This window comes from Wolbachia endosymbiont of Dirofilaria (Dirofilaria) immitis (assembly GCF_013365455.1).
GTDB lineage: Bacteria > Pseudomonadota > Alphaproteobacteria > Rickettsiales > Anaplasmataceae > Wolbachia.
This window is the reverse complement of sequence record NZ_CP046578.1, coordinates 322,613-346,671: the sequence shown is the minus strand read 5'-3', so window position 1 is coordinate 346,671 and position 24,059 is coordinate 322,613. Positions and strand designations below refer to the sequence as shown.

Annotated in this window: 17 protein-coding genes and 1 pseudogene; 5 read left to right on the top strand and 13 right to left on the bottom strand. The window is 33.2% G+C overall.

Going from position 1 to position 24,059, the window contains the following annotated elements:
- The 5 genes from GOY12_RS01385 to ligA all read right to left on the bottom strand — a co-directional run bounded on the left by GOY12_RS01385 (position 1) and on the right by ligA (position 5,109).
- A complete protein-coding gene (locus GOY12_RS01385; RefSeq protein WP_175818293.1) occupies positions 1–480 on the bottom strand; it encodes a dihydrofolate reductase in 480 nt (159 codons plus the stop codon).
- The gene (gene folP / locus GOY12_RS01380) at positions 477–1,775 is read right to left on the bottom strand and encodes a dihydropteroate synthase (RefSeq protein ID WP_175818292.1); all 1,299 of its coding nucleotides are present in this window, start codon (positions 1,773–1,775) and stop codon (positions 477–479) included. Before folP ends, GOY12_RS01385 begins: the two co-directional genes overlap by 4 nt.
- Positions 1,775–2,176 (bottom strand): dihydroneopterin aldolase, encoded by a 402-nt coding sequence (locus GOY12_RS01375; protein ID WP_175818291.1) that lies wholly within the window; start codon positions 2,174–2,176, stop codon positions 1,775–1,777. The genes folP and GOY12_RS01375 overlap by 1 nt, the downstream gene beginning before the upstream one ends.
- 103 nt (positions 2,177–2,279) lie before the next feature.
- The gene (locus GOY12_RS01370; RefSeq protein WP_410543528.1) at positions 2,280–2,936 is read right to left on the bottom strand and encodes a CADD family putative folate metabolism protein; all 657 of its coding nucleotides are present in this window, start codon (positions 2,934–2,936) and stop codon (positions 2,280–2,282) included.
- Between the two features lie 124 nt (positions 2,937–3,060).
- Positions 3,061–5,109, bottom strand: coding sequence for an NAD-dependent DNA ligase LigA (gene ligA / locus GOY12_RS01365; protein ID WP_175818289.1), 2,049 nt, complete (start codon positions 5,107–5,109; stop codon positions 3,061–3,063).
- A 222-nt stretch (positions 5,110–5,331) separates the two neighbouring features.
- Between ligA and surE the strand changes: the two genes are divergently transcribed.
- On the top strand, positions 5,332–6,075 hold the full coding sequence (gene surE, locus GOY12_RS01360; RefSeq protein WP_175818288.1) for a 5'/3'-nucleotidase SurE: 744 nt from the start codon (positions 5,332–5,334) through the stop codon (positions 6,073–6,075).
- 575 nt (positions 6,076–6,650) lie between these two features.
- Positions 6,651–9,311, top strand: a complete 2,661-nt coding sequence (locus GOY12_RS01355) for a 2-oxoglutarate dehydrogenase E1 component (RefSeq protein WP_175818287.1) — start codon at positions 6,651–6,653, stop codon at positions 9,309–9,311.
- Positions 9,312–9,719: 408 nt separating this feature from the next.
- Here GOY12_RS01355 and GOY12_RS03685 read toward each other — a convergent pair whose 3' ends face one another.
- Positions 9,720–9,923, bottom strand: a complete 204-nt coding sequence (locus GOY12_RS03685) for a thioredoxin domain-containing protein (RefSeq protein ID WP_246214399.1) — start codon at positions 9,921–9,923, stop codon at positions 9,720–9,722.
- A 1,228-nt stretch (positions 9,924–11,151) separates the two neighbouring features.
- On the opposite strand from GOY12_RS03685, the gene GOY12_RS01345 reads away from it, so the two are divergent.
- Together GOY12_RS01345 and GOY12_RS01340 are read left to right on the top strand one after the other, a co-directional pair.
- On the top strand, positions 11,152–12,639 hold the full coding sequence (locus GOY12_RS01345) for a UbiD family decarboxylase (RefSeq protein ID WP_175818286.1): 1,488 nt from the start codon (positions 11,152–11,154) through the stop codon (positions 12,637–12,639).
- Positions 12,640–12,672: 33 nt separating this feature from the next.
- A complete protein-coding gene (locus GOY12_RS01340; protein ID WP_175818285.1) occupies positions 12,673–13,209 on the top strand; it encodes a phospholipase D family nuclease in 537 nt (178 codons plus the stop codon).
- A gap of 1,116 nt (positions 13,210–14,325) precedes the next feature.
- On the opposite strand, the gene dnaA is transcribed toward GOY12_RS01340, so the two are convergent.
- Positions 14,326–15,705 carry a chromosomal replication initiator protein DnaA gene (gene dnaA / locus GOY12_RS01335; protein ID WP_175818284.1) on the bottom strand — a complete coding sequence of 460 codons (1,380 nt, stop codon included), beginning with the start codon at positions 15,703–15,705 and terminating at the stop codon, positions 14,326–14,328.
- Positions 15,706–16,014: 309 nt separating this feature from the next.
- On the opposite strand from dnaA, the gene GOY12_RS01330 reads away from it, so the two are divergent.
- Complete coding sequence (locus GOY12_RS01330; RefSeq protein ID WP_175818283.1) at positions 16,015–16,743, top strand: type I glutamate--ammonia ligase; 729 nt, start codon at positions 16,015–16,017, stop codon at positions 16,741–16,743.
- A gap of 430 nt (positions 16,744–17,173) precedes the next feature.
- Here the strand turns inward: GOY12_RS01330 and GOY12_RS01325 are convergent, their stop codons facing one another.
- The 6 genes and pseudogenes from GOY12_RS01325 to GOY12_RS01300 all read right to left on the bottom strand — a co-directional run bounded on the left by GOY12_RS01325 (position 17,174) and on the right by GOY12_RS01300 (position 24,000).
- Complete coding sequence (locus GOY12_RS01325) at positions 17,174–17,341, bottom strand: hypothetical protein (protein WP_175818282.1); 168 nt, start codon at positions 17,339–17,341, stop codon at positions 17,174–17,176.
- Between the two features lie 383 nt (positions 17,342–17,724).
- Positions 17,725–19,032: an adenylosuccinate synthase gene (locus tag GOY12_RS01320; RefSeq protein ID WP_175818281.1), complete on the bottom strand. Its 1,308-nt coding sequence runs from the start codon at positions 19,030–19,032 to the stop codon at positions 17,725–17,727.
- 639 nt (positions 19,033–19,671) lie between these two features.
- Positions 19,672–19,839 carry a hypothetical protein gene (locus tag GOY12_RS01315; protein ID WP_175818280.1) on the bottom strand — a complete coding sequence of 56 codons (168 nt, stop codon included), beginning with the start codon at positions 19,837–19,839 and terminating at the stop codon, positions 19,672–19,674.
- 636 nt (positions 19,840–20,475) lie between these two features.
- Entirely contained in the window at positions 20,476–21,672 is a 1,197-nt protein-coding gene (locus GOY12_RS01310) for a multidrug effflux MFS transporter (RefSeq protein WP_458694627.1), read from the bottom strand.
- 131 nt (positions 21,673–21,803) lie between these two features.
- Positions 21,804–22,961: a 2-octaprenyl-6-methoxyphenyl hydroxylase gene (gene ubiH / locus GOY12_RS01305; protein ID WP_175818278.1), complete on the bottom strand. Its 1,158-nt coding sequence runs from the start codon at positions 22,959–22,961 to the stop codon at positions 21,804–21,806.
- Positions 22,962–23,014: 53 nt separating this feature from the next.
- Positions 23,015–24,000 (bottom strand): annotated as a pseudogene (locus GOY12_RS01300) (Mrp/NBP35 family ATP-binding protein).
- Between the last annotated feature and the right edge of the window lie 59 nt (positions 24,001–24,059).

The window sequence follows — 24,059 nt, the reverse complement described above, 5'->3', positions numbered from 1 at the left end:
TTAACGTATTACTCTACATATAGTATAATCTTGCGTTTTTGTGAGGATAGTTTCATTCCATCCATTAAGAAGCATTAAGTTGAAATATACATCACCTTTATAAAGCTTGTGAATTCTTGTTATGATAAACTCTGAGATTAGATTATGCCTTAAAAAAAGATATGCTATCTGTGCTCCACCAATCATATAGATTTTAGAACCACTTTGAATTGACAGAAATTCTTCTATAGAAGAAACAACTGTACATTCTATATTTCTATTAAAACAAGAACTTAACTTATTGTGAGAAAAAATAATGGGAGTACGATCTTTTAATACACCTTGAGGTATTGTTTCAAATGTTTTCCTGCCCATAACAACGATCTGCTTGTCAGTTACCTGACGAAAGTGCTCTAACTCACTTAGATAATGCCATGGTAATCTATTATTCACTCCAATCACTCCATTTGGATCAACAGCCATAACCCCGATAACTATCATCTTTGTAAGACAGCCTGAGCCACAAAGAACCGCATGTGATCATGTACATTATGTACTCGAAGGAAATCAACTTTGTCGCATAATACAGACGACATAGAGATTGTTTCTAAATCTCGATCAAAGACGAGCTCTGTAGAAAAAGAAGAAATAAATGACTTCCTGGAATGACCAACCAGGATTTTGCAGCCAAAATTTTGCAATGCTTCTATATTCTGTAAAATCCAGATATTATGATATAGAGATTTACCAAAACCAACACCAGGATCAATAATTATTGAATTTTCATCAAAACCAAAGGCAAGTAGCTTGTTAATGTTCTTTTCTGCCCACCGATTTATGATATTAATTGGGTTAGTGTCACTTGGAATAATATTATCCCCGTGTGGGGGCACAGAGAGTGAATGCATAATAACAACACTACATCCACTACTTGCAATTGTTTTTAAGGTATTATCGTCTAAATTTCCTTTCACATCATTTATCCAAGCAACGTTATAGCGTTCTAAAACATTTAAAATAACATCCGGCCAGAAACTATCAATGCTAATCTTAATATCATTAACTTTTATATAATGACTGAGATTATCAAGTACTGGCTTTAAGCGTGCATATTCTACCTTCGAAGGCTGTATAGAAGATCCAGGCCTAGTTGATTGAGCACCAAGATCAACTATACTTGCACCATCTGATACTAGTTTTAGCACCTGTTTAGTCGCCTGATCTGAATCACAATAAAGGCCACCATCTGAAAATGAATCAGGAGTAACATTAACAATTCCTACAAGCTTTGGTGAAAGCGTAAAGCTCCTTAAAAAGCAATCCTTAATGTTAGGGTTACTATAAGCAACAGCATTAAACGTTTTGTTAACTACTGGAATATTATCCATAGGACTCAGCATTGCCATTAAGTGAAGAAGAAATGGCCTATTCATCAATTCCGGGTGAGGAATAGTAAGATGTGGTGTATCGAGCACTAGATCATCCCATAATAAAATATCTAAATCAATAATACGAGGTTCCCATTTTTCAAGGACTTGTGGACGACCAATATCACACTCAATTTGGTTGAGGCCTCTCAATAACTCTTCAGGAGAAACAAGACACCTTCCATATACAACCATATTGAGGAATGGTTTATCCCACTCAGTCGGAGCACCATTTGGTAAAATAGCCTGAGTTTCTAGAATAATTGAAGATTTTAAATCCTTAAAATAGGACTTCTTTAGTAACTGAGTAGCCTTTTGTAAATTAGAAAAGCGATTTCTCAAATTTGAACCAATAGAAATATAAACCATCAGTTATTTTCCTGCTTTTGTAGCGTATAGCAGTAAGTAAAAACAACACCCCCATGTACATCAGGAACAGGTGGTACAACTTTGTGAGTAACTACTTTTATAGAAGAAATAATATGCTTTTTCTGCATCACAAGGTTACTAACAGTAACACATATATCATGATTAAAATGCTCGATTAAATTGAATTGCTTATTTTGAACAAGAGACTTAATATTCTGTACTACTTCTAGATAGCAGATAGTATCTCCAAGCTGATCAGTGATAAACCCTAAGGGAGGAGATTTAAAAATAAAATCAATACTAATACTCACTAATTGAAGGTTAAACTTCTCTTCTATACCACACCCTAAATGAATCCAAAGCCGTAAATCCTGGATAAAAAGATTACATAAAGGTTTCATACTTTATCTCCATCTTTATACACTTTGCTATCCCCTACTACATATCTCTAAAGTCCACTAAGCTACTCAAGAGAAATTTTCTCCTCTTATTAGAGATCATCTCTCAACAAGATACATATGCGTTTATCATTCCATCAAGAAAACCCCATAGAAGCCTGGCTCCCCTTTTAGCACCTTGTATAACCTTTTCTTGTTCTTTCTTGTTTAAATCTACAATAAGGTTTGCGCACTCTTCAGTGTGCCATTTATCAGCGTCTATATGAACAGTGAAAAATTGGAGAGAACGCTTATCACTTATTAAGTAATGCTTTTTCAGACCTTCAATTTTAGATTTAGAAACCTCTGGAGTTTGACGTTCATAAGCATAAAGAGCACCAAGACCCATTGCAAAGTCTGATCGTACAATATTAAAGTAACCATCAACTAACTCTTGTGTTTTCTTAACCTGTGGATTCTCATGAAAATCAGAACGCGTAACACCAAGCCCTTCAGCAAAACGTTGCCATAGTTCTGGGTGATTTTCATCACCTTGCTCCTCTTCTATTAAATTATTAAGTAAAACCTGCCGCATTTTCAGATTATGACACAAAGAGTGTATACTGCTAATATAACGAGGAAATGCAGCAACATGATGATAATACTCTTTAGCATAAACTTGTAGAGCTTTAAAACTCAATTTCCCTTCATTCCATAATCGGTAAAATTGATGCTTTAGTAAATGCAAACCATCTAACTCTCTATCAAGTAATTGAACAAACATTACCATAACTCCTTTGGTCAATACAAAACTATTCTAGTTTATCCATAAATCTATTAATGTCAAGAGATATAAAGAGATATAAGCAGTACCTATACGTACCTAAAAGAACTTAGACAATTGTTACTTAGACATTTTTTAAATTTATCATTCTATGCCACTGACCTTCATCTAAAATTTCTACACCTAGTTCCACTGCTTTTTTGTATTTAGATCCTGGATCTCCTCCTACAATTAGATAGTCAGTTTTATTCGAGAGACTTGAGCTGATTTTTGCCCCTAAAGCTTTAGCTTTTACTTTTGCTTCTCCTCTACTCATAGTAAGTAACTTACCAGTAAACACTACAATTTTATTGTTTAAAACAGAATTGCTAGAATTAGAGATCACAGGAAGGATTTGAAGATAAGTAATCAGATCATTTATCATTTTGATGTTACGTTCCCTGGAAAAAAACGATTTCAAAGACTCTACCACTTTTTTTCCTATTCCATCTATACCTATCAGCTCATCACTAGAAGACTTAGCCGTTTTCTTCTCTGTACTACCTATATCTATCTCAATATCACTTGATACCAGTTTAATCATCGAGTTGTACCAGACATCATAAGAACCATAATAATTTGCAAGCAATCCTGCTGTAACTTGGCCAATAAATCTAATACCCAAAGAAAATATAAACCTATCTAGAGTTATTACCTTTCTGCTTTGTATAGCATTCAATAAACTAGTTAGTGATTTCTTGCCCCAACCAGACTGACCTTCTAGATTAAATTCATTTAATTTTTTTTCCAAGGCAAAAATATCTGGAGTTTTTTTTATTAGGCCAAGGTTATAAAAAAAACTTATCTGCTTTTCACCAAGGCCAATAACGTCAAACGCATCTTTTGATACAAAATGCTTCAGTTTTTCTATAACTTGAGCTCTACAGGTAAATTCTTCAGGACATCTTATTGCTACCCTTTCAACCTGTATCTTACTACCACATTCAGGACATTTTTCAGGAAATACAAATTCAGGCATACCTATACGACGAGAACCCTCCTCTACTCTATCAATTTGAGGAATTACGTCTCCTGATCTTTTAATTATTACGATATCTCCTTCTCTTATGTCTTTACGCCTTACCTCATCATGGTTATGCAGGCTTGCCCTACTAACTAGCACTCCACCAATATTAACTGGTACTAAACTTGCAACTGGAGTTAAAATTCCTGTTCTACCTACCTGTATAAATATTTTTTTCAATTTTGTTTTCGCGTAAACCGCAGAAAATTTGTATGCAAGCGCCGAACGCGGTGCTTTGTTAGTGTTCCCTAAACGATTTTGCAGTATTAAATCATTAATTTTATAAACTATTCCATCAATATTATAGTCTAAGCTATAGCGATAATTACAGACCTCATTATAAAACTTCAACATTCCATCCAAACTACTTGTTAAAGATTGATGTTCATTTACACAAAAACCAAGTGCCTTAAGCCTATCTAACACTTCACTTTGGCTTTTTTCTCCCCCACCAATTAAAGAATAGGCAAAATATTTAAGTGGTCTACTTGCTGTAATGTTTGCATCTAATTGCTTTAAAGAACCAGCAGCTGCATTTCGAGGATTAGCAAACTCATTATTTTCATTTAGACTTAAAAAATCACTGTTACTGATATATATTTCACCCCTAACTTCTAACCTGCCACGTACACCTTGCAAAAACTTAGGAAAGCCTTTTATTGTCGCAACATTGCGAGTAACATCCTCTCCTATAAAGCCATCACCTCTAGTTGCAGCTTTAATAAATTTCCCATCCTCATAGACTACAGAAAATGATAACCCATCAATTTTTGGTTCACATAATATTTCTATTTCATTTTCAATTAAGAACCTCTTTACCCTAGATAAAAATCTCTCTACACCTTGTTCATCATAAGCATTTTCAAGGGAAAGCATAGGTTCTTGATGCTTCACCTTAGAAAACCTCTCATCAGGCGGAGCACCAACACCCTTCCGTATTGCATAAATTCCTGGAAGTTGTATCTCTATTTCAGCCACTTTTCGCTTTAGCTCATCATACTCAGCATCAGTGATTTCCGGCTTATTCTTCTGATGGTATAAAATATCATGATAGTTCATTTGCATTTGCAATTTAACAAGCTCTCGTTTCAAATTTTCTAAATTAATCATACCTAAATTACTCTTAAAACACTGAAACTAGCGTACAAACATAGAGCCATATTAATTTCCTCATTAAGCTGTAAATTTACATGAATTTAACACATAGTAGAAGTAAAGTACTAGAAAATCAAGAAAAACCACAAATAATAAAAGTAGATAAGAACAATAGATTTATTTGCAACCAATAATCAGAATTACTTATCATAGCTTTGGAGCTATATAACATCTTATATGATAATATTAATAACAAATGATGATGGTTTTGAAAGTGAAGGAATAAAATTACTCAAAGAGGTTGCACAAAACTTTGCATCAGAAATATGGGTAGTGGCACCAGATACTGATAGAAGTGGAGCAGCAAGGTCCCTTGATTACCCAATAAGGCAATCTATTAGAGTAAATCGACATGGTGAAAAAGAGTTTAGTATATCTGGTACCCCTGCAGATTGTGTTATCATTGCACTGAATAAGATCATGGATAAAAAGCCAGATTTAGTATTGTCTGGAGTAAATATTGGATCAAACGTTGGAGACGATGTCTGTTATTCAGGAACAATTGGCGCCGTAATGGAAAGTGCTGCAAGATCTATACCTTCTATTGCATTAAGTCAAGTATATCACAATAGAATAAACTGGCATAATACAAAGGTTTTTGCACCAAAAGTCACCGCTAAATTAGTCGAGGTTGGCTGGCCTAAAAATATAGCAATGAGTATAAATTTCCCTGCAACAGAAAAAGTGAAAGGAGTAGAATTTGCCGAACAAGGTGAGTATAACATTGATGGAGATTTCACTTTCACTGAAAATTCAGACGGTTCTTTAAGTTTAGGTTGGTCTAGAGAGCATTCAGGTAGTGGCAGTGTAGGCAAAATTAAAGAGGGTTTTATTACTATCACACCAATAAAATTAGATCTTACAGATTATGATACATTAAATATTATGAAAAACTTTTATGCAAATAAATTTTTTCCATAGTTAATTAAAAAAACTTGCAAATTTCTTATTAGCCAAATAATATGTGGCTTAGGCATAATAGCTTCCTACTTCGCACCTTTTAAGGTGCGAGCTGAAGTTATAGCGGCTAATGTCAGCACCAGATCACTTTAAGTAAATGTTTGGCTTTCAGTTATAAGACAGGACTAAAAATTACTTAACAGATTTCACCATCCTTTTTATTATGGCAACAAAAGTACTTAATTATCATTAAATCTGTACAGGCTAAACAACAAAAGCATTACGTAGTTGGTACATTGTATTTAATTTTATGTGGTAATATATATCTCACGTACTTATATAAGTTTCAAGCTTCTATAAACATACAGTTTTATATATCTTTCCATCACTAGTACTATAAAAGTCACGTTTTTCACAAGAAAAAGAACTTACTCACGAGCTTACTGAAGCTATTACTAAAAAAATTGTTGAGTTAAATGCTAAAGACAATTTTCAAGAAATCGATAATACACTGACTAACTCACTGGCACTAAAAAAAGTTCTTTTTTAAAAAACTTAAGTTATACTTATAAGCATTTGATGTCTTTCATGTAATTATGCCAAATTTTAAAAATAACTCCTACCTTTACGGTGATAACACAAAATTTGTAGAGGGGATGTACAGCCGTTACTTGCAAGGCGATAAATCAATTGGAGAAGATTGGTATCGAATCTTTTCAACTAATTTAGAAGTTAATAAGGGCTGCAGTACACAATATCTGACTAAGGCAGATAATTCAGTTTCTAATCTGGTAAATTTTTTCAGATCTTATGGTCATTTCTTTTCTGATCTTAATCCGTTGTTACCAAACATGAATAAGGAAATAGATTACCAGAAATATTCAAATTTCTCCCCAACACAAAGTACCGTAGTTTATAGAGATATTTACTGTAAGAATATCGGATTTGAATTTATGCATATTTCTTCTTATAAGGAAAGAATATGGCTGCAGGAAAAAATCGAAAATCAAGTCTACACGCTAAGCTCACAAGATAAAAGAGAAATGCTGAGACACCTAATTGAATCTGAGATGTTCGAGCAGTTTCTCCACATAAAATTTCCTGGATACAAGCGCTTCTCTATCGAAGGTGGAGAATCAGCCATTGTTGCAATCGAAAAGATTATTAGTAACTCTATAGCTTGGGGGATTGAAGAAGTGGTTCTTGGCATGGCTCACCGCGGACGGCTCAACGTTTTAACTAAAGTCATGGGAAAAGAATATGCGGCAATATTATCTGAATTTCAAGGCAATCTTGCATACCCAAGTAATCTTGGGGTATCTGGTGACGTCAAATACCACCTCGGTTACTCATCTGACCGCATACTTGCCGACGGTAAAAAAGTACATTTAAGCCTATGCCCTAACCCATCTCATCTCGAAGCAGTAAATCCAGTTCTAGCTGGAAGAGTGAGAGCGAAGCAAAAAATAAGGTCTGCACTTGGAGTATTAATTCACGGCGACGCAGCCTTTACAGGTCAAGGAGTAGTTGTTGAAACTTTGACCTTGAGCAATATTAAAGGTTACAAAGTGGATGGAATCGTACACATCATCATTAATAACCAAGTTGGTTTCACTGCTAATCCATGTTGTACACGGTCATCTTTTTATTGTACTGACATAATAAAATCAATAGAGGCTCCAGTATTTCATGTGAGTGGAGATAATCCAGAAGCTGTAAGTTTTGTTACAAGTCTAGCGATGGAGTATAGGCAGAAGTTTAAAAAAGATGTTATAATTGATATAATATGCTATCGTAAATATGGCCACAATGAAGGTGATGAACCAAATCTCACTCAGCCACTTATGTATAAGGTAATATCAAAGCATAAAACTCCAGGAACGCTGTATGAAGAGAAGTTAACTGCAGAAAAAGTACTAAACAGTAATGAGGTAAACAGGCTACGTAACGAATTTAGAGCAAAATTAGATAAAAGTTTCACTGAATCAGTGGCGTATACCCCAAAAAAAGCTGACTGGTTCAGTGGAATATGGTCAAAACTCAGAAGAGCGAAACTGAATGATCTAAACGAATACTACACAGACTCTGGTGTACCACCAGATAAGTTAAAAAAACTAGGTGTACGCATAAATAGCAATATACCAAACAGCTTTAACATTAATAATAAAATTAGAAAAATACTCAATGTTAGAATAGATAGCATAAACTCTGGTAGTAACATAGACTGGGCAATGGCTGAAAGTCTTGCATTTGCATCACTACTAACAGAAGGAATAGAAGTGCGTTTATCAGGGCAAGATTCTAGTCGTGGCACTTTCTCGCACCGCCATTCAAGGCTTATTGATCAGATAACAGAAGAGGTATTTATTCCATTAAATAATATAAACAAAAAACAGGCTAACTTTGAGGTTGTAGATAGCGCTCTGTCAGAGTATGCTATAATGGGATTTGAATATGGATATAGTCTTGACTCTCCGTATTCACTAGTACTCTGGGAAGGGCAGTTCGGTGATTTTGCAAATGGTGCACAAGTCATAATTGATCAATTTATTGCGTCAGCAGAAACAAAATGGTTACGATCAAGCGGTCTAGTTTTACTTCTGCCTCATGGTTATGAAGGCCAAGGCCCTGAACATAGCTCTGCACGTATAGAAAGGTTTTTGCAACTCTGTGCAGAGGACAATATACAAGTAGTTAATTGCTCTACTCCAGCAAATTACTTTCATGTTTTGCGCAGGCAGATCCATCGAGACTTTCGTAAGCCTTTGGTAGTATTTACACCCAAATCACTACTACGTCACAAAAGAGCAGTTTCCAATCTGTCTGACTTCGAAGGAAAATTCCTTACAGTAATCCCAGAATATAGAATAAACTTAGTTTCAGATAACAAAATACGCAAAACCATAATATGCAGCGGTAAAGTTTACTACGATATAATTGAAGCATGTGAGGCACAAAAAATAAATGATATAGCAATAATACGATTAGAGCAACTTTACCCATTCCCTGCTGACAAATTAAGCAAAGAGCTTGAAAAATACAAAAATGCTGAAATTGTATGGTGCCAAGAAGAACCAAAAAACATGGGAGGGTGGTTTTTTATTAACCCGTTGATAGAGGAAATATTATTCAATCTCAATGTTCAAGCAAAAAGACCTAAGTGTATCACAAGACCTGCTGCTGCATCTCCTGCATGTGGCTATATTAGTGTCCACGCTCAACAACAAGAGGAGATTTTGAAGCAAGTCATTAAGTAATTTCTCTGAATATTAGCTTTTTACCTTGTCATTTAAATAGATCAGCTCTATTGTGTCATAACACTAATATTCCCTAATCATACATATGTGCTCATCTTTTCTACTTGTATAAGTTCTAATCAGTCGAAAAAAGTCGCTTCTACTATTCCCTATTCCAATTTCTTGTTTATTAGCTGTAAACCTACCTACATAGACTATGTTATATTTGCATACAGATGAAATTAATTGAAGTTGCGTGCCCGTAACCATCATAAGTTGTGACAACATTAGTAGAAAATACTAATTATCTTTCAGTAAAACCATAAGTTTATTTGTACTATCAAGTAAAAAATAGAATTTTACAACAAATTGTGTAACTAGCCCTACTCATGGCTTAATTCATCGACTTTCTTACACAGTACACCTAAGTCAGTCAACACCTACAAACAAGCTATCCCCTATAATTAAAAAAGGTGTATCACCTACTTCTAGTCCCTTTACTAAAAGTTTACTATTATTTATCGCTTGCTCAATTTTATCTACATTATTTTTCATAGAGTTATCAAAGCCACTTTCATTAATCCATATATTTTTCATTATATTCGATATAGTTTTATTTGAAAACTCTCCCATATAATTTAAGGCAGCATAATAAAAACAAAAATATTTTCTTTATTAATAAAATAGACAGCTAAAGCACTCCTTACTGCCTTTAAAGAGTTATTACCAAGTATTGGAGTATACCTAAAAATATATTTAAAATTTTGCCATCATTAATCAATCGTTTGATATCATTCTTCATTTATGGCTTTACAATAACCACAAGAATAGTCAAAGGACCCTACAGATACAACTTTGCTATTCTTGTCATTCTTGTCTACTGAGAAAGGGTAAGTAGAGTCAAATATCTCTTATTTTTATACTACAAAATTTTACCTTTAATTACATTACTCCAAGCAGCATAATCGTTTTTAATTGACTCTTCTCAGAAAATCTCTATGACCTTGTTAAGGTTTCTACTTATACAACAATTGTTTAGAGTTTATTTGCTGTGAAAACCAACTGCTTATTACTAGCATACCTGCAATAGCAAGTATAAAATAATAAAAATTTTATTCTAGGCATACACTTACTTAAAGGACCTACATATAAAATTTTTAGCACATATCCATATATTGAAAAAAAACAATTTAGTATCAATTATAAAAACACTCATATCTGGTGTATTCTATATCCAGGTTTATTATAAGTATAAGCTTTTAAAGTCTTTTTAACCTACGTAGAACTAAAAAGTACTCCTACTTAAGCAGTCATCAATCTTATTAAACGTTTTTTACTACTGAATAAAACATAAAAGAAGTATATTATAGGATAATAGATAAATCATTTTCTAGCTCGATAAGACCATTCAGAGAAGTATAAAAAAAGCAACAACAAGTGATATTACTATCAAGAATTAACAATAAAAAATAGCTTGACAAACGCAGACAAGGCAAGTACTTGAAATGATATGTTTGAAACATGCTAATGTAATATAGAGTATACAAGATTTATATGTAGAGGTTAACAGCATCAACGCTGATTAAAATGCAGTAAGGATTCTGACATTCAAATAGATCTGTAGCCTTCGATCAAAAAGATTGGTATAAAATGTCTTATACCGTAAAGTACAGTGAATAAGTCTTATATACAGTAACAAAAAAGTTTGTTAAGTACTTAAAGATAAAAAAGTAGTTTATAGAGAAAAAATGAAATCAAACAAGTGGATACTTTTGGCATTAACTACTGCAAGCTGGATTTCTGAAAACCAATATTTAAAAGAATACATTACGTAATTACATCAGAAGATTTACTTTAAATTATGTATGATAACTTACGCGACTTCATTAAAGCATTAGAGGGAAAAAAGGACTTAATCAGAATCAAGGAAGAGGTTTCAACAGTTCTTGAAATGACAGAAATTCACCGCAGAGTTTTATCAAACAAAGGACCAGCTATCATCTTCGAAAATGTCATTACAGAAAATGGCAAAAATCCAATTCCTGTTTTGGTGAATTTATTTGGCACCATCAATAGGATAGCTTTAGGGTTAAATATAAATTATAGTAAGCTAAGAGACTTAGGTAAATTCCTAGCACTTTTGCAATCTCCTGAGCCGCCAAAAAACTTCAAGGATGCTATAAAAATGTTTCCCTTATTGAAAGCTGTATTATCAATGCGAAGTAAAGTCGTGAGCAAAGCTCCATGTCAAGAGATAGTGTTAACTGGGGATGAAGTGGATCTTGCGTTATTACCTATTCAAACATGTTGGCCAAATGAACCTGCACCGCTTATCACTTGGCCAGTTGTGGTAACAAAAGGACCAACGGAAGGCAAAAAAGATAATTTCAATCTTGGTATATATCGCATGCAGGTTATAAGTAAAAAAACGACTCTAATGCGCTGGCTTATACATCGTGATGGAGCAAGTCATTACAAACAATGGAAGAAAGAAAGGCAGAACATAAAATTTCCTGCTGCTGCTGCGATTGGTAGCGATCCTGCAACACTTATTGCTGCAGTAATTTCAGTACCAGAAACACTATCAGAATACCAATTTGCTGGACTGCTACGAAAAAAACCTCTTGAACTTGTAAGTTGTAAAACAATACCACTTCAAGTACCAGCCAACGCAGAGATTATTTTAGAAGGCTATGTAAGTTTGGACAAATATCAAGATGAAGGACCATATGGAGACCACACCGGCTACTATAATTCTGTTGAGCAATTTCCTGAGTTTAATATCACTGCAATTACAATGCGTAAAAATCCAATTTATTTCAGTACCTTTACTGGCAAGCCACCAGATGAGCCATCAATTCTTGGCGAGGCACTCAACGAAATTTTTGTGCCAATTCTTATCAATCAATTTCCAGAGATAGCAGACTTTTATCTGCCACCAGAAGGGTGTTCCTATAGAATAGCAGTAGTGTCAATTAAAAAATCCTATCCAGGACATGCAAAAAGAATCGTTATGGGCATACTTTCCTTTTTAAAACAGTTTTTATACACGAAATTTATTATAATTGTTGACGACGATATAAATATACGTGATTGGAAAGAGGTAATGTGGGCAATATCAACAAGAATGGACCCCGTACGTGATACTATCATGATAGAGAATGCACCAATTGATTATTTAGATTTCGCCTCCCCTGAAAGCGGACTTGGAAGTAAAATGGGATTTGATGCAACAAACAAAATTCCACCTGAAACTAAACGAGAGTGGGGAAGAAAAATTGAAATGGATAAGGAAACAATAAGAAAAGTTACAGAGAAGTGGAAAAAATATGGATTAACAGATAATTAAACTACAATGTAGTCCTATACTTTCGGTGCGGTTGTGAGACTTTTATATCTTCTATTTTTGTTAGCATGTTCTTCTCCATATTACTATACAGGCCATACAGACTCTATATTTTCTCCTTGCCCAAGAGCTACGGTCTGCTTCTCACCTGAAGAAGATTGTACTAAATCGTTAATCAGCGAGATAGACCAATCTAAAGAATCCATTCTAGTTCAAGAATACACATTTACTCTTAAAGCAGTTGCATATGCCTTAATTAAGGCTAAAAAGCGTGGCATTGATGTTAAAGTCATCTTGGATAAATCGCAGCTTCACTCAAAATACAGTGTAATAAATGAATTGTTCGCTAGCAAAATACCAATTTGGATTGATGACAAGCCTAAAATTGCTCATAATAAAATAATAATCATTGATAATCAAAGAGTCATTACAGGATCATTTAACCTTAGCAGAACGGCCAGAAAAGGCAATGCCGAAAATTTATTAATCATCAAAAATTATCCTGAATTAATTAAACAATACGTAAAAAACTGGGAAACACGAAAGTCGCAATCATACAAATATATTTCCTAGATACTTGCTAGAAAGCAGATCTTTTAGTCGACTAATACAATCACTTATAGCATGGTAAAATGAGAATTAAGCAATAGGTGATATAAGTAATACTGCTGTTTACAATTTTTTTTTAATAAAGATTTTTTGCCTTTTTCTTTATTAGCAAATTTCTTAAATACTAAAGCAACTCATAAACCAAGCAAGAAAGTATCACCTACCACCCAAGCAACCTAGAAGGATGTCATTCCAATGCTTACGATACCGAGATCTAATAAAATTGATTATAAACAAACGCATCACAAAACACTTTTGATAAAATTACCAAAAACTTGATCCAGATATTGAAATGACACCATCTTGTTACGCATATTGCTATTCACAATATTTGTATAGCTGTATAGTAATTAGCAAATTATAAGCAAATTTAGATAAACTAAAATAGATACCATAATTTTTCCATACTTGCCTTTTTATGAAAATCGCGACCAATATGAGCTTTTAAAAGAAAGATTCCCTAACTGTTAACTTGCTATTTAGTTTTAAATAACTTTCTGATTCGCTTTTTAGCTCAACAACCACCTTTTCTTTTTGGAAGCTAAGAGTTCTGCTGTATTTCTTCTAAAGTTTAACTATCATATAACCGTTACTATGTCTCTTATATATATTCCCATACTATTAGCAGATCAATAGATCTACTATCTATCCAATAACTTAACACTTCTGAATTACTTCAAAAGTCTACAACCAAGGCACCTTCAAGTAACATTAAAGGCTTGCTGTATCTCCCCCATAAACTCTACTGCCACTTCTTAAAATTCAAACCTTGTTCTGTTATATCTATCATATCCTTGTTCAATAATTGATACATTATTTCTACACTATAATTATTAACTCCTTCATAAGTCCTATTATATTAACGAAGTTTCACTTAATCTTTTCATTAAAAAACCTTCAAACTTTTTTGACAAATAAGTATTTTCCCCATTATATATAAGTTTCCTATTTTTCTACTTCTACTAAATTTAAAATAACTGGCATTTTCCTTTTCCCTTTCCTAAGTTAAATCCACTACTACATTTCCTTAACCTTACAAGTATGACACTAGATCTGTAATATAATTTAGCTTTAAAAACTCTACTTAAACATTTTTTTTAACTGATTAATTTCATCAGCAAAATTAGAGTCAGTTCTTATAAAATTTTCTATCTGTTTTACTGCATGTATAACAGTAGCATGGTCTCTACCACCAAAGCTCCTTCCAATATCTGGAAGACTCTTCTGCGTAAATTTTTTAGCAAAATACATAGCTACTTGTCTCGGCCTTACAAGACCGCGGAGTCTTCTATTAGAATGCATATCTGCGACTTTTATATTAAAAAACTCAGCTATCTTCTTCTGTATTTCTGCTATTGTAATTTGCTTATGATTTGATCTAAGAAGATCTGCCAGAGTTTCACTGGCTGATTCTACTGTCATACTTCTTCCAATCAATGAAGTATGAGCAACTTTATTTAAGGCTCCCTCTAGCTCTCTTATATTAGATTTTATGTTTCTTGCTAGAAACTCTAAAACATCATCCGGAACATATATATTCATTTGTTCTACCTTAGCCTGCAATATACCAAGCCTTAACTCAAAAGTCGTTTCATTAATATCTGCTACCAATCCCCAACCAAGCCGAGATTTTATCCTTTCCTCTACCCCATCAAGATCACTAGGAGATCTATCAGCTGATATAACCAACTGCTTATTTTGATCTATTAATGCATTAAAAGTGTGAAAAAACTCTTCCTGTGTACTATCTTTACCACTAATGAACTGCACGTCGTCTACCATTAACACATCTACCGACCTAAATTGTTCTTTAAATAACATGATATCTTTACTTCGCAGTGCTGTAATATATTGATACATGAATTTTTCTGCCGATAAATACACTACTTTTCTCTTTTCCAGAAGAGAATTGACTATGTGCCAAGCTATAGCATGCATAAGGTGTGTTTTACCAAGCCCTACTCCACCATATAGAAACAGAGGATTGCTACCTGGTATTGGATCCACCTCTGCTACACGCTTCGCAGCCGTAAACGCTAGTTCATTTGGCTTTCCTACCACAAAATTATCAAAGGTAAATCTCGGGTCAAGTGGTGAACCAAGACCATGACTATTCTCCTCCTTGCTTCTTGCTATAACATTAGAATTTAAATCCTTTCCCTCAGTTACCCGAATATCAATAGAACGTATACTCTTATCCTCACTTTGCCATAAAGATAATATCTTCTCCATATAATGAACTGTAATCCATTCCTTTATAAATCTTGTTGGCACAGACAATAAAACTTCCTCGTTACTACTACTGATAAACCTAAGTGAACTTAGCCAGCTGTTATATGTTGCCTCTCCATAAAGATTATAAAGACAATTCTGGATTTTCTCCCAAGCAATGTTATGATCTGTCACTGTAACAATCTGGTCAAAAAACATAGCAGAAACCTTAGGGTTAATTAAGCTCATACACCATACCAAGAAAAAAGTAACAATTAGAAAAATAAAAGATAATCAACAGCTTACTGCAAAGTGAAAAGCCAACAATACTCAATATACACTAAAAATTATGGTGATTTTTGATAAGTTGTAAAGGGTATAAAAGTACTAAAATTGATCATTTTTCTTTCAACAAATAAGCCATAACTTGCTTCAAGAGTTAGCAATGCATTAAAAAACAACAATACACTACATAAATAGGGTATTAAATCTATTAGCAAAAAGTAAAGTGCTAGTATAAATATAATTAACTTAATATAAACTTACTGAAGTAAATCTATGAACATATTAGATAATTTGAACTGTCATGTACAATTTGGAATTGAATTAGAATTTTATACAGAAGGAATAGAGAAAGAGTATTTATTTCTCAATAGTGTTAAAGATAAAATAGCTTTACTTGGATTTTCCTGTGAGAAAGAGAGCTCTATACATCAATATGAAACAAAAAGTGGTTGTTACATGGACTTTAATAACTTAATTAAGAATTTTGAGTTAGCAAAAGGATTAATTACTGAAACAGCACAAAAACTTGGTGGTAATGTTTCCTTTAAAGCAAAACCTTACTTAGATAGAGCAGGCAGTGCATTAAACGTGCACGTCAATTTAGTTGACTTACACAATAGCAACTTATTTTATTACAGTAAACAAAGGTATAGTGACTTCTTGATTTACAGCATTGGTGGGTTATGTGCTATGATGAAAAAAGATATGTTATTCTTTGCTCCCAATAATAACTCATATCTCAGATTTCAATATCCGGATATTCACACCCCAACTACAGTTAGTTGGGGTGTGAATAATAGAACTGCTGCAATTAGGATTTTAAGTTGCAGTGGCAAATGTCGCTTAGAACACCGTGTCCCCGGAGCAGATTGCAACCTTGAAAAAGTACTAGCAGCTATAACTAAAGGCATTAACTTTGGTATAAAAAATAAAATCATCCCACCAAATAGAGTATACGGAGTTGCATCTGATTCCCAATATAAAATGGAAAGTTTAATATAAATTTAAACCACCAGCATGATATCTAAGAGAAAAAGCTAGGCTATTTATATTCTCATCACCATAACCGCAGCATATGCAACGATTTACAGTCCTTTTTGAACAGAAACCAGAAAATTAAAACGTATATCATCAAATCCCCTCACAGAAATCGTATCTGCTATTTTTTAATGAATTAATTAATCATATTCCCAAATCTTTCACATATTACTATATAAAACATATTTCTCCATGTTACCTTTTCTATTCATTGCTTCTTGTCCTTTCAATCTTTCATTATACTATAAAGAGATAGTACCCATCTTATATATAAGTTGAAAGCTGCATTTAGAGTACGTCTACTAGATAAATCTTTTGCCACTTCTTGTAAAGATTACAGTAGTAAAAGCCCTTCTTATTCTTCATAAGCTCTTAAAAGGAATCCTATATATCATTATCTATCGGAACCTCGTTGTGTAAAAAAAACCTTAACTGGCAGTAAAGCAATATATGTTGCATTAAAATCTTCTGCAAGATTAGTTAAAGCTTTTAATTCTTTCTCATATAAAGATCCACTCTTTCCTATTTTACCAATACTACTCTTTAAAGGTACAAGTAACATAACACCATTAAACTATTTATTACATTCAAGATAAGAACTGCTCTGGCAGTATAAAAAGATTATCTTCCAAAAAAGGTTACTTGCTTTTTCCTCTTCTATCGTTTCACTTCTTTCTACCTCATAAGCTAAATATATCCAACTTAAATAAATAATCATACTTTAAAGCTAACAACCTTCTTTACGCTAACTCTGATCAGAAAGCTTAATCAAGTTAAAAATAACCACAAGTGTTAGACTTGAATTTAACTTTTTTACTCCTCTTTACATGCTGAATCAACTTTCACCATAGCTTTATAATACGAAGCTATTTTAGCTAATAAAATATATTCAAGTTACCTTAAATACTCTTCTGTTAAGAAAGCACTTTTATAGGCAACAGGTAATTAAGACATAAGAGCACTCCTAGAAAGTTTAAAATCTCTGAGCTTAATAACATCCTCCCTTTTTGGGCTAGTTGAAATTAAATGAATTGGCACACCTACTAATTCCTCTACTCTTCTTATATACCTTATTAAATTTGTGGGTAACTCTTTGACCAACCTTTTACCCTGAGTGCTTTCCCTCCAGCCAGGAAATTCTTCATATATCGGCTCCAATTTTCCTTGTATCGAATGTAGTGCTGGTAAATAATCGTACAATACACTTCCATTATACCCATATCCAGTACATATTTTAATTTTGTCAAAAGAATCAAGAATATCTAGTTTAGTTAATATAACACTTGAAACTCCAGAAAGCTGTACTGCTTGACGAACCAAAACTGCATCAAACCAACCGCAGCGCCTTTTTCTATTACTTACCGTTCCAAGCTCCTTGCCTATAGAAAATAAGCTATCTCCCACTTCATTTTTCTGTTCAGTAGGAAACGGACCATTTCCTACTCTTGTTGTATAAGCTTTTGCTACACCAATAACATAAGCATTGAAAGAGAACCCTGAACCTATTATTGCTTGCGACGCTACAGTATTGCTTGAAGTAACAAAAGGATATGTCCCATGGTCAACATCTAAAAATGTGCCTTGGGCACCTTCAAATATTATTTCCTTGCCTTCTTTTGTAAGGTCATTCAATATTCTCCATACTGGTTTCTTATACGGAAGAATTTTTCTTGAGATTTTTTTAATTTCCTTCAATACTTCTTCCTTTCTTACCACTTGACAGCTTAGGCCCTGCCTGATAGCATTGTGGTAACTCAGAAGAGTATCCACTTTTTTATCAAGCTCATCTATATTTTCTAAGTCACAAAGACGTATAGCTCTTCTTCCAACTTTATCTTCATAACATGGCCCTATTCCCTTGTTTGTTGTACCAATTTTGTGATTTCCATTTAAATTTTCAAACAACCTTTCCTTATCCTTATGTACACTGAGTATTAATGGACAGCTTTCAGATATCATCAAATTGTTAGGATTGATATCTATACCTCTATTTTTTAACAATTCTATTTCTGAGATTAGAGCATGCAAATCAAGAGCAACACCATTTCCTATAATAGATATCTTACTTGTCCTTAAAACAGCAGAAGGTAGCAAATTTAATTTATAAACTTCACCATCTACTACTATGGTATGCCCTGCATTATTTCCCCCCTGAAATCTCACAACTACACTAGCATTTTCAGAAAGGTAGTCTACTATTTTACCTTTTCCTTCATCGCCCCACTGTAAACCAACAATTACAATATTATTCATCAATACCTTCTGAATCAATATATAAATGTTAATGCAGTACGCTACAAATGACAAGGAGTAAATAGATCTCTTATAAAAACCACATAATAAATTTTAGTAATGCATTTAAAAATTTTTTGACAAACTGTACTAGTTATTTTAGCACAGGAATAAAGATGTTTAGTTATTTTTAATTTATATAGATTAAAAACAGCAAAGGTTTTCACTTTAACATTAAATAAAATACCTTGGGTTCATGGGTCAAATATTCTGCCTCTCTTCCAGTGAAATAGAACTGTGGTAGATTCAATAAAGAAAATTTCAACTAGTTATAGCTAGCCTTGTTGGTGCAGCATTGTTGCAAACAGTATCATATTGTATAGCATGGGAAATACATGTAGTAATATCAGTTGCGTAAATAATCAGCTTTTACTTAGGTTTAGTACTACAAACCTAAACACCAAGCTCAAAAAAGTAGAAGATATTAAATAATTTACTACTTTCCCTTTCTTTAGATCTAACATAGTAAAGTATGGTTTATCGAATATCCTTTTTTCACAAAAAATATTCTAAATCTTCTCCCCATTTTCTCTAAACAAGGTTATAAGTACCTATATAACAGAGCTAACATTATATACTATTTTTCCTAATATAGATCACTTAATTTAACACTAGACTTTGACTTTGCATATTAATATCACCAGCAATAATCCCAGCTGCCAATGCAAAACAGTAATAGCCAAAAAATATTAGAACATACATTAGATATTTGCCATTATCCTTAATCTTTCTCAAAGCATACCCCTTTATAATAATCTCTATCATCATGAATAGCAAGAAAAATAAACATTGATACTTACTTAGACAACACTGAGAACTTTAGTCATTCTAAAACTGATAGAAATAATCTGCAGTAAAAAATCACTTCCTGAAGCATTTTTACAATACTGGTGATATGCCATCGCTTGAATAATAGCCTTGCAATAATAATTTATTACATAAATCCTTTTATCCTCATATTAAACCTTGATAATCAGGTACATAATTTCCCTACTTAAAACAACACAATTCAATTATTAGATGGTTTATATAGAAAGCTAGCAAAGCCCAAAATCACAGGTGACAGATTTTACATTTAAAAAATACTATCTATATATGTCTATTATTGTTATCATTTGTTAATAGAAAAATGAAAAACACTCTACCAGCGTTTAGTTAACTTTGGAAAAACCGCTAAAATCTCTTTAGTGCTGCAATAAGAAAAATTCGCGTTCATCTAAATACCACAACAAAAAAAATAATAATTTTGCCTTAACATCTAAGATAATAGACCCATGTATTTAGATGCTTGATTCTAGAGCACAACACCACCTTTCATGATATCATCTTTATAATACCTGATATTAACCACACTTTTAAACAGATTTTTTTTAGTTTAGTTAAACTTTTAATTACCTTCCATTATTAGACTTTAGAATACTTTTTAGTGTATTCAAGCAAATAATATATAAAAACCGCAGTTATAGAACATGCAACTGTTAACAGCGCGTTTGACAAAACGCCGTAAGAAAAAAACTTTCCTATTATATATATCCCGATAGCCCCAAACATCATATTACAGAATGAGAGAACTCCACTACCAAGTCCTATACCTTTAATTGTTTCTAGTGCAGAAGTTACATTGTTGCTTATTACAAGTGCAAGACCTATATTACTTGGAATCCAAATAACCTGAAGGACAAACATACTCAACTTGTCTACAGAGCAAAAATATGCCAGTAAACTCTCAGGTATTATTGGCAACACTAAACCTATTATTAACATTCTGCTCACACCTATTTTTGGCACACACTTTCTGTTAATCAAAGCCCCAATCATGAAAAATATAACTATAATTGATATAAAATAACCGAAATACTTTACTTCAACACCCATAGATTCAAATACGAAAGGGTAGTTAGCAACATATGCCCAAAGCCACATGAAAGTTAATCCATGAATAGTCGAAAATCCAAGAAAACGATAGTTTTTAAACATTAATATATACTGCTTGAAAATACTAATAACCAAGTTAGCCATACTAATTTCATTTTTACTTACAGCAAGTGTCTCTTGTAACTTAAAGTAAATGAAAATAAGCATAATAACTGCTGCTAGTGATATAATAAAAAATAAAAACTTCCAGTTATAACCATGTGAAATTATATGACTACCTACCACTGGGGCTATCCCAGGTGAGAGTGCCACTACCATATTTAACTTTGAAATCATCTTCGAATATTCACTACCTGAATACATATCCTTTATTGCTGCATATCCAACAACGCCTGCAACACCAGCTCCTATTCCTTGTATAAAACGAATCAATATTAAGAACATAATATTATTAACCATACAACACATAACACTTGCCACAGTAAAAACTGCCATACCAATCAGCATGATCGGACGTCTACCATAATAGTCAGATAGAGGACCATAAATTAGTCCAGACATAGCAAATCCAACTAAATTTAAGCTAATTGTAAGCTGCACTACACTACCTTCTACCTTAAAATGATTAGCAATACTTGGCAGTGCAACTAAGTATAAGTCAGTTGCCATATCAGCAATTGCTACAGATAGTATCATGACAAGAGAGATAATATTTTGTATTGCCACTAATGATTCGCTGAGCTACAGAAGCTTTATTATAATAACTTTCCTGAATTAGTACATTAGTTTATCATTACTAAAACTTAAAAATAGCCCTTCGAAAGGTAACTTTAAATCAAAGCCTTTAGATATAAACCTCACCTCAACCCCATAGCATGATGGATGAAGCGTTTTTTGAGGAAATTTGAATTTTCAACTACCATTAAGCCAAGATTTCTTAATATCTTAGCGCAAAGCATTTCATTGGAAAATATCCTATTTAAACCATCAGTTACAAGTGCCATGGTAAAATTGTCACAGTATCTATCACATGCAAATTTTCTCAGCAGATAATTACTACCAACATCAATACCATATGCTTTTACAGCAGTTATTTGCCTTATAATACTTTCTACATCCCTAATCCCAAGATTAAGTCCTTGACCTGCAACAGGATGAATCAAATGTGCTGCATCACCGATAAGCAAAACTCTACTTTTATATAGTCTTTTTGCAAAAGCAAAACTCAAGGAATAAGATTTTCTTCTACCCTCTAATTTAATTTCCCCTAAATAAGAGCCAAACCTTTTTTTAAGCTCTATGATAAATTCCTCTTCAGCTAGGTTCATTAGCATTTCAGAAATTTTAGATTTTTCCGTCCAAACTATTGAAGAAGTATAGCCTCCTTTCATTGGTAGAATTGCAAATGGACCACCAGGAAAAAACCTTTCTATAGCTAAATTTTGATGATTCAATTCATGTTTTACATTAAATACTATGCTATTTTGTTCATAATCAAATTTCATCACTGGTATAGAAAATAACTCTGGTAGCTTGGAATTTTTACCTTCAGCACAGATAAGTAATGAAGATACTAATTTCTGATCATTATCCAGAATAACTTCTACATACCCTCCATCACAAACAACTGTCTTATAGGAAAGTGAAGAATATATGTTTAACCTCTCCAAAAAATTATTGTTGATCGCATTCCACATAGTAGCACTATTAATAACATAGCCCATCGGTTCTTCACTAACCATTTTATGATCATAGTGTACAGTAACTGGACTATTTCCATCTATTATGCATATATCAAGTATAGGTTCTGCCCAGCTTTCTATGAGCGGCCAAATCCCTAACTTTTCCAATATTTTTCTCGAGCCTTGAGAGATAGCAAATGCTCGATTATCATCAATCACACGTTGCAGACTACTCTTTTCAACCACAGCTACAGACACAGAGTTACTGCTGAGGCCAATAGCAGTAATGAGACCAAGTAACCCGCCACCTGAGATAATTACATCATAATTCATTTGCTGACTCTTAAATCATATCTCATCTGTTTTGAAAGTAGTTTTAACAAATTTTATATAAAAGACCCAATATCTTTAGCAATATTTTCATAAATCTTCATTAATTTCTCACTCAGCATTAGAGGATTTCCACAATCAGAAGCACTACATACCTGCGGATCCAAAGGAACTCTGCCCAAGAGTTTGATTCCTAACTCCTCAGATACTTTTTTTATACTATCTTTTCCAAAGATATATATTTTTGAGTCACCTTGAATAAAATAACTCATATTTTCTACAATACCAATAATAGGTACACTGAATTTTGTAAACATGTCATAAATTTTACGAGCACCAACCAAAGCAAGTTCCTGTGGAGTTGAAACTATTACCGCTCCAGTTAAGCTAAAATTCTCCATTAGACTTAGGTGTACATCACCAGTTCCAGGTGGTGTATCAATTATTAAATATTCTATATCTGACCATTTTGTTCCCATTAGTAAACTGTGAAGCACTTTTGTAACCATGGGTCCACGCCATATTGCTGCACAGTCTTTATTAATAAAATAGCCAATTGAAATAGTATGTAGCCTATACTTTTCTACAGGTATTACTTTACTATCCTGTATTTTCAGCTTTAATTTTTCAGCACCAAGCATTCTAGGAATTGAAGGACCATATATATCTGCATCAACTAGTGCAGTCTTGTGTTTCAATTTTGCTAGTGAAAGAGCAAGAGTTAATGCAACTGTAGATTTACCTACCCCTCCTTTAGCAGAAGCTACAACAATTATATTCTTCACCCCATCAATATGTAGTTTAGGCACCTGTTTTGTAGCCTGTTTTCGATCAATAGTAACCATGGTCACCTTCCTTACTCCGGCACAGCTTTAACAGCTTGTTCACAACTCTTTCTTTATCTTCATTCGCTTGCGCGTCATAGAACTTCAAGGGCAAAACTAATACTTCTATCCTCAATTCTTATTGAGAACGCTACGCCAAAACTTTTTTGTGCTACAACTTTTTTTCTAAAATCCTCTCCAATTTCTTCATTGATTATTAAATACACTTGATGTTATCTAGTACATACTGTACGAACAGTATAACCTAAAGTCAATC

Excerpts from the sequence above, each read along its gene's own strand:
- GOY12_RS01385 (WP_175818293.1), bottom strand. The coding sequence starts at position 480 with ATGATAGTTATCGGGGTTATGGCTGTTGATCCAAATGGAGTGATTGGA.
- folP (WP_175818292.1), bottom strand. The coding sequence starts at position 1,775 with ATGGTTTATATTTCTATTGGTTCAAATTTGAGAAATCGCTTTTCTAAT.
- GOY12_RS01375 (WP_175818291.1), bottom strand. The coding sequence starts at position 2,176 with ATGAAACCTTTATGTAATCTTTTTATCCAGGATTTACGGCTTTGGATT.
- GOY12_RS01370 (WP_410543528.1), bottom strand. The coding sequence starts at position 2,936 with ATGTTTGTTCAATTACTTGATAGAGAGTTAGATGGTTTGCATTTACTA.
- ligA (WP_175818289.1), bottom strand. The coding sequence starts at position 5,109 with ATGATTAATTTAGAAAATTTGAAACGAGAGCTTGTTAAATTGCAAATG.
- surE (WP_175818288.1), top strand. The coding sequence starts at position 5,332 with ATGATAATATTAATAACAAATGATGATGGTTTTGAAAGTGAAGGAATA.
- GOY12_RS01355 (WP_175818287.1), top strand. The coding sequence starts at position 6,651 with ATGCCAAATTTTAAAAATAACTCCTACCTTTACGGTGATAACACAAAA.
- GOY12_RS03685 (WP_246214399.1), bottom strand. The coding sequence starts at position 9,923 with ATGGGAGAGTTTTCAAATAAAACTATATCGAATATAATGAAAAATATA.
- GOY12_RS01345 (WP_175818286.1), top strand. The coding sequence starts at position 11,152 with ATGTATGATAACTTACGCGACTTCATTAAAGCATTAGAGGGAAAAAAG.
- dnaA (WP_175818284.1), bottom strand. The coding sequence starts at position 15,705 with ATGAGCTTAATTAACCCTAAGGTTTCTGCTATGTTTTTTGACCAGATT.
- GOY12_RS01330 (WP_175818283.1), top strand. The coding sequence starts at position 16,015 with ATGAACATATTAGATAATTTGAACTGTCATGTACAATTTGGAATTGAA.
- GOY12_RS01325 (WP_175818282.1), bottom strand. The coding sequence starts at position 17,341 with ATGTTACTTGTACCTTTAAAGAGTAGTATTGGTAAAATAGGAAAGAGT.
- GOY12_RS01320 (WP_175818281.1), bottom strand. The coding sequence starts at position 19,032 with ATGAATAATATTGTAATTGTTGGTTTACAGTGGGGCGATGAAGGAAAA.
- GOY12_RS01315 (WP_175818280.1), bottom strand. The coding sequence starts at position 19,839 with ATGATGATAGAGATTATTATAAAGGGGTATGCTTTGAGAAAGATTAAG.
- ubiH (WP_175818278.1), bottom strand. The coding sequence starts at position 22,961 with ATGAATTATGATGTAATTATCTCAGGTGGCGGGTTACTTGGTCTCATT.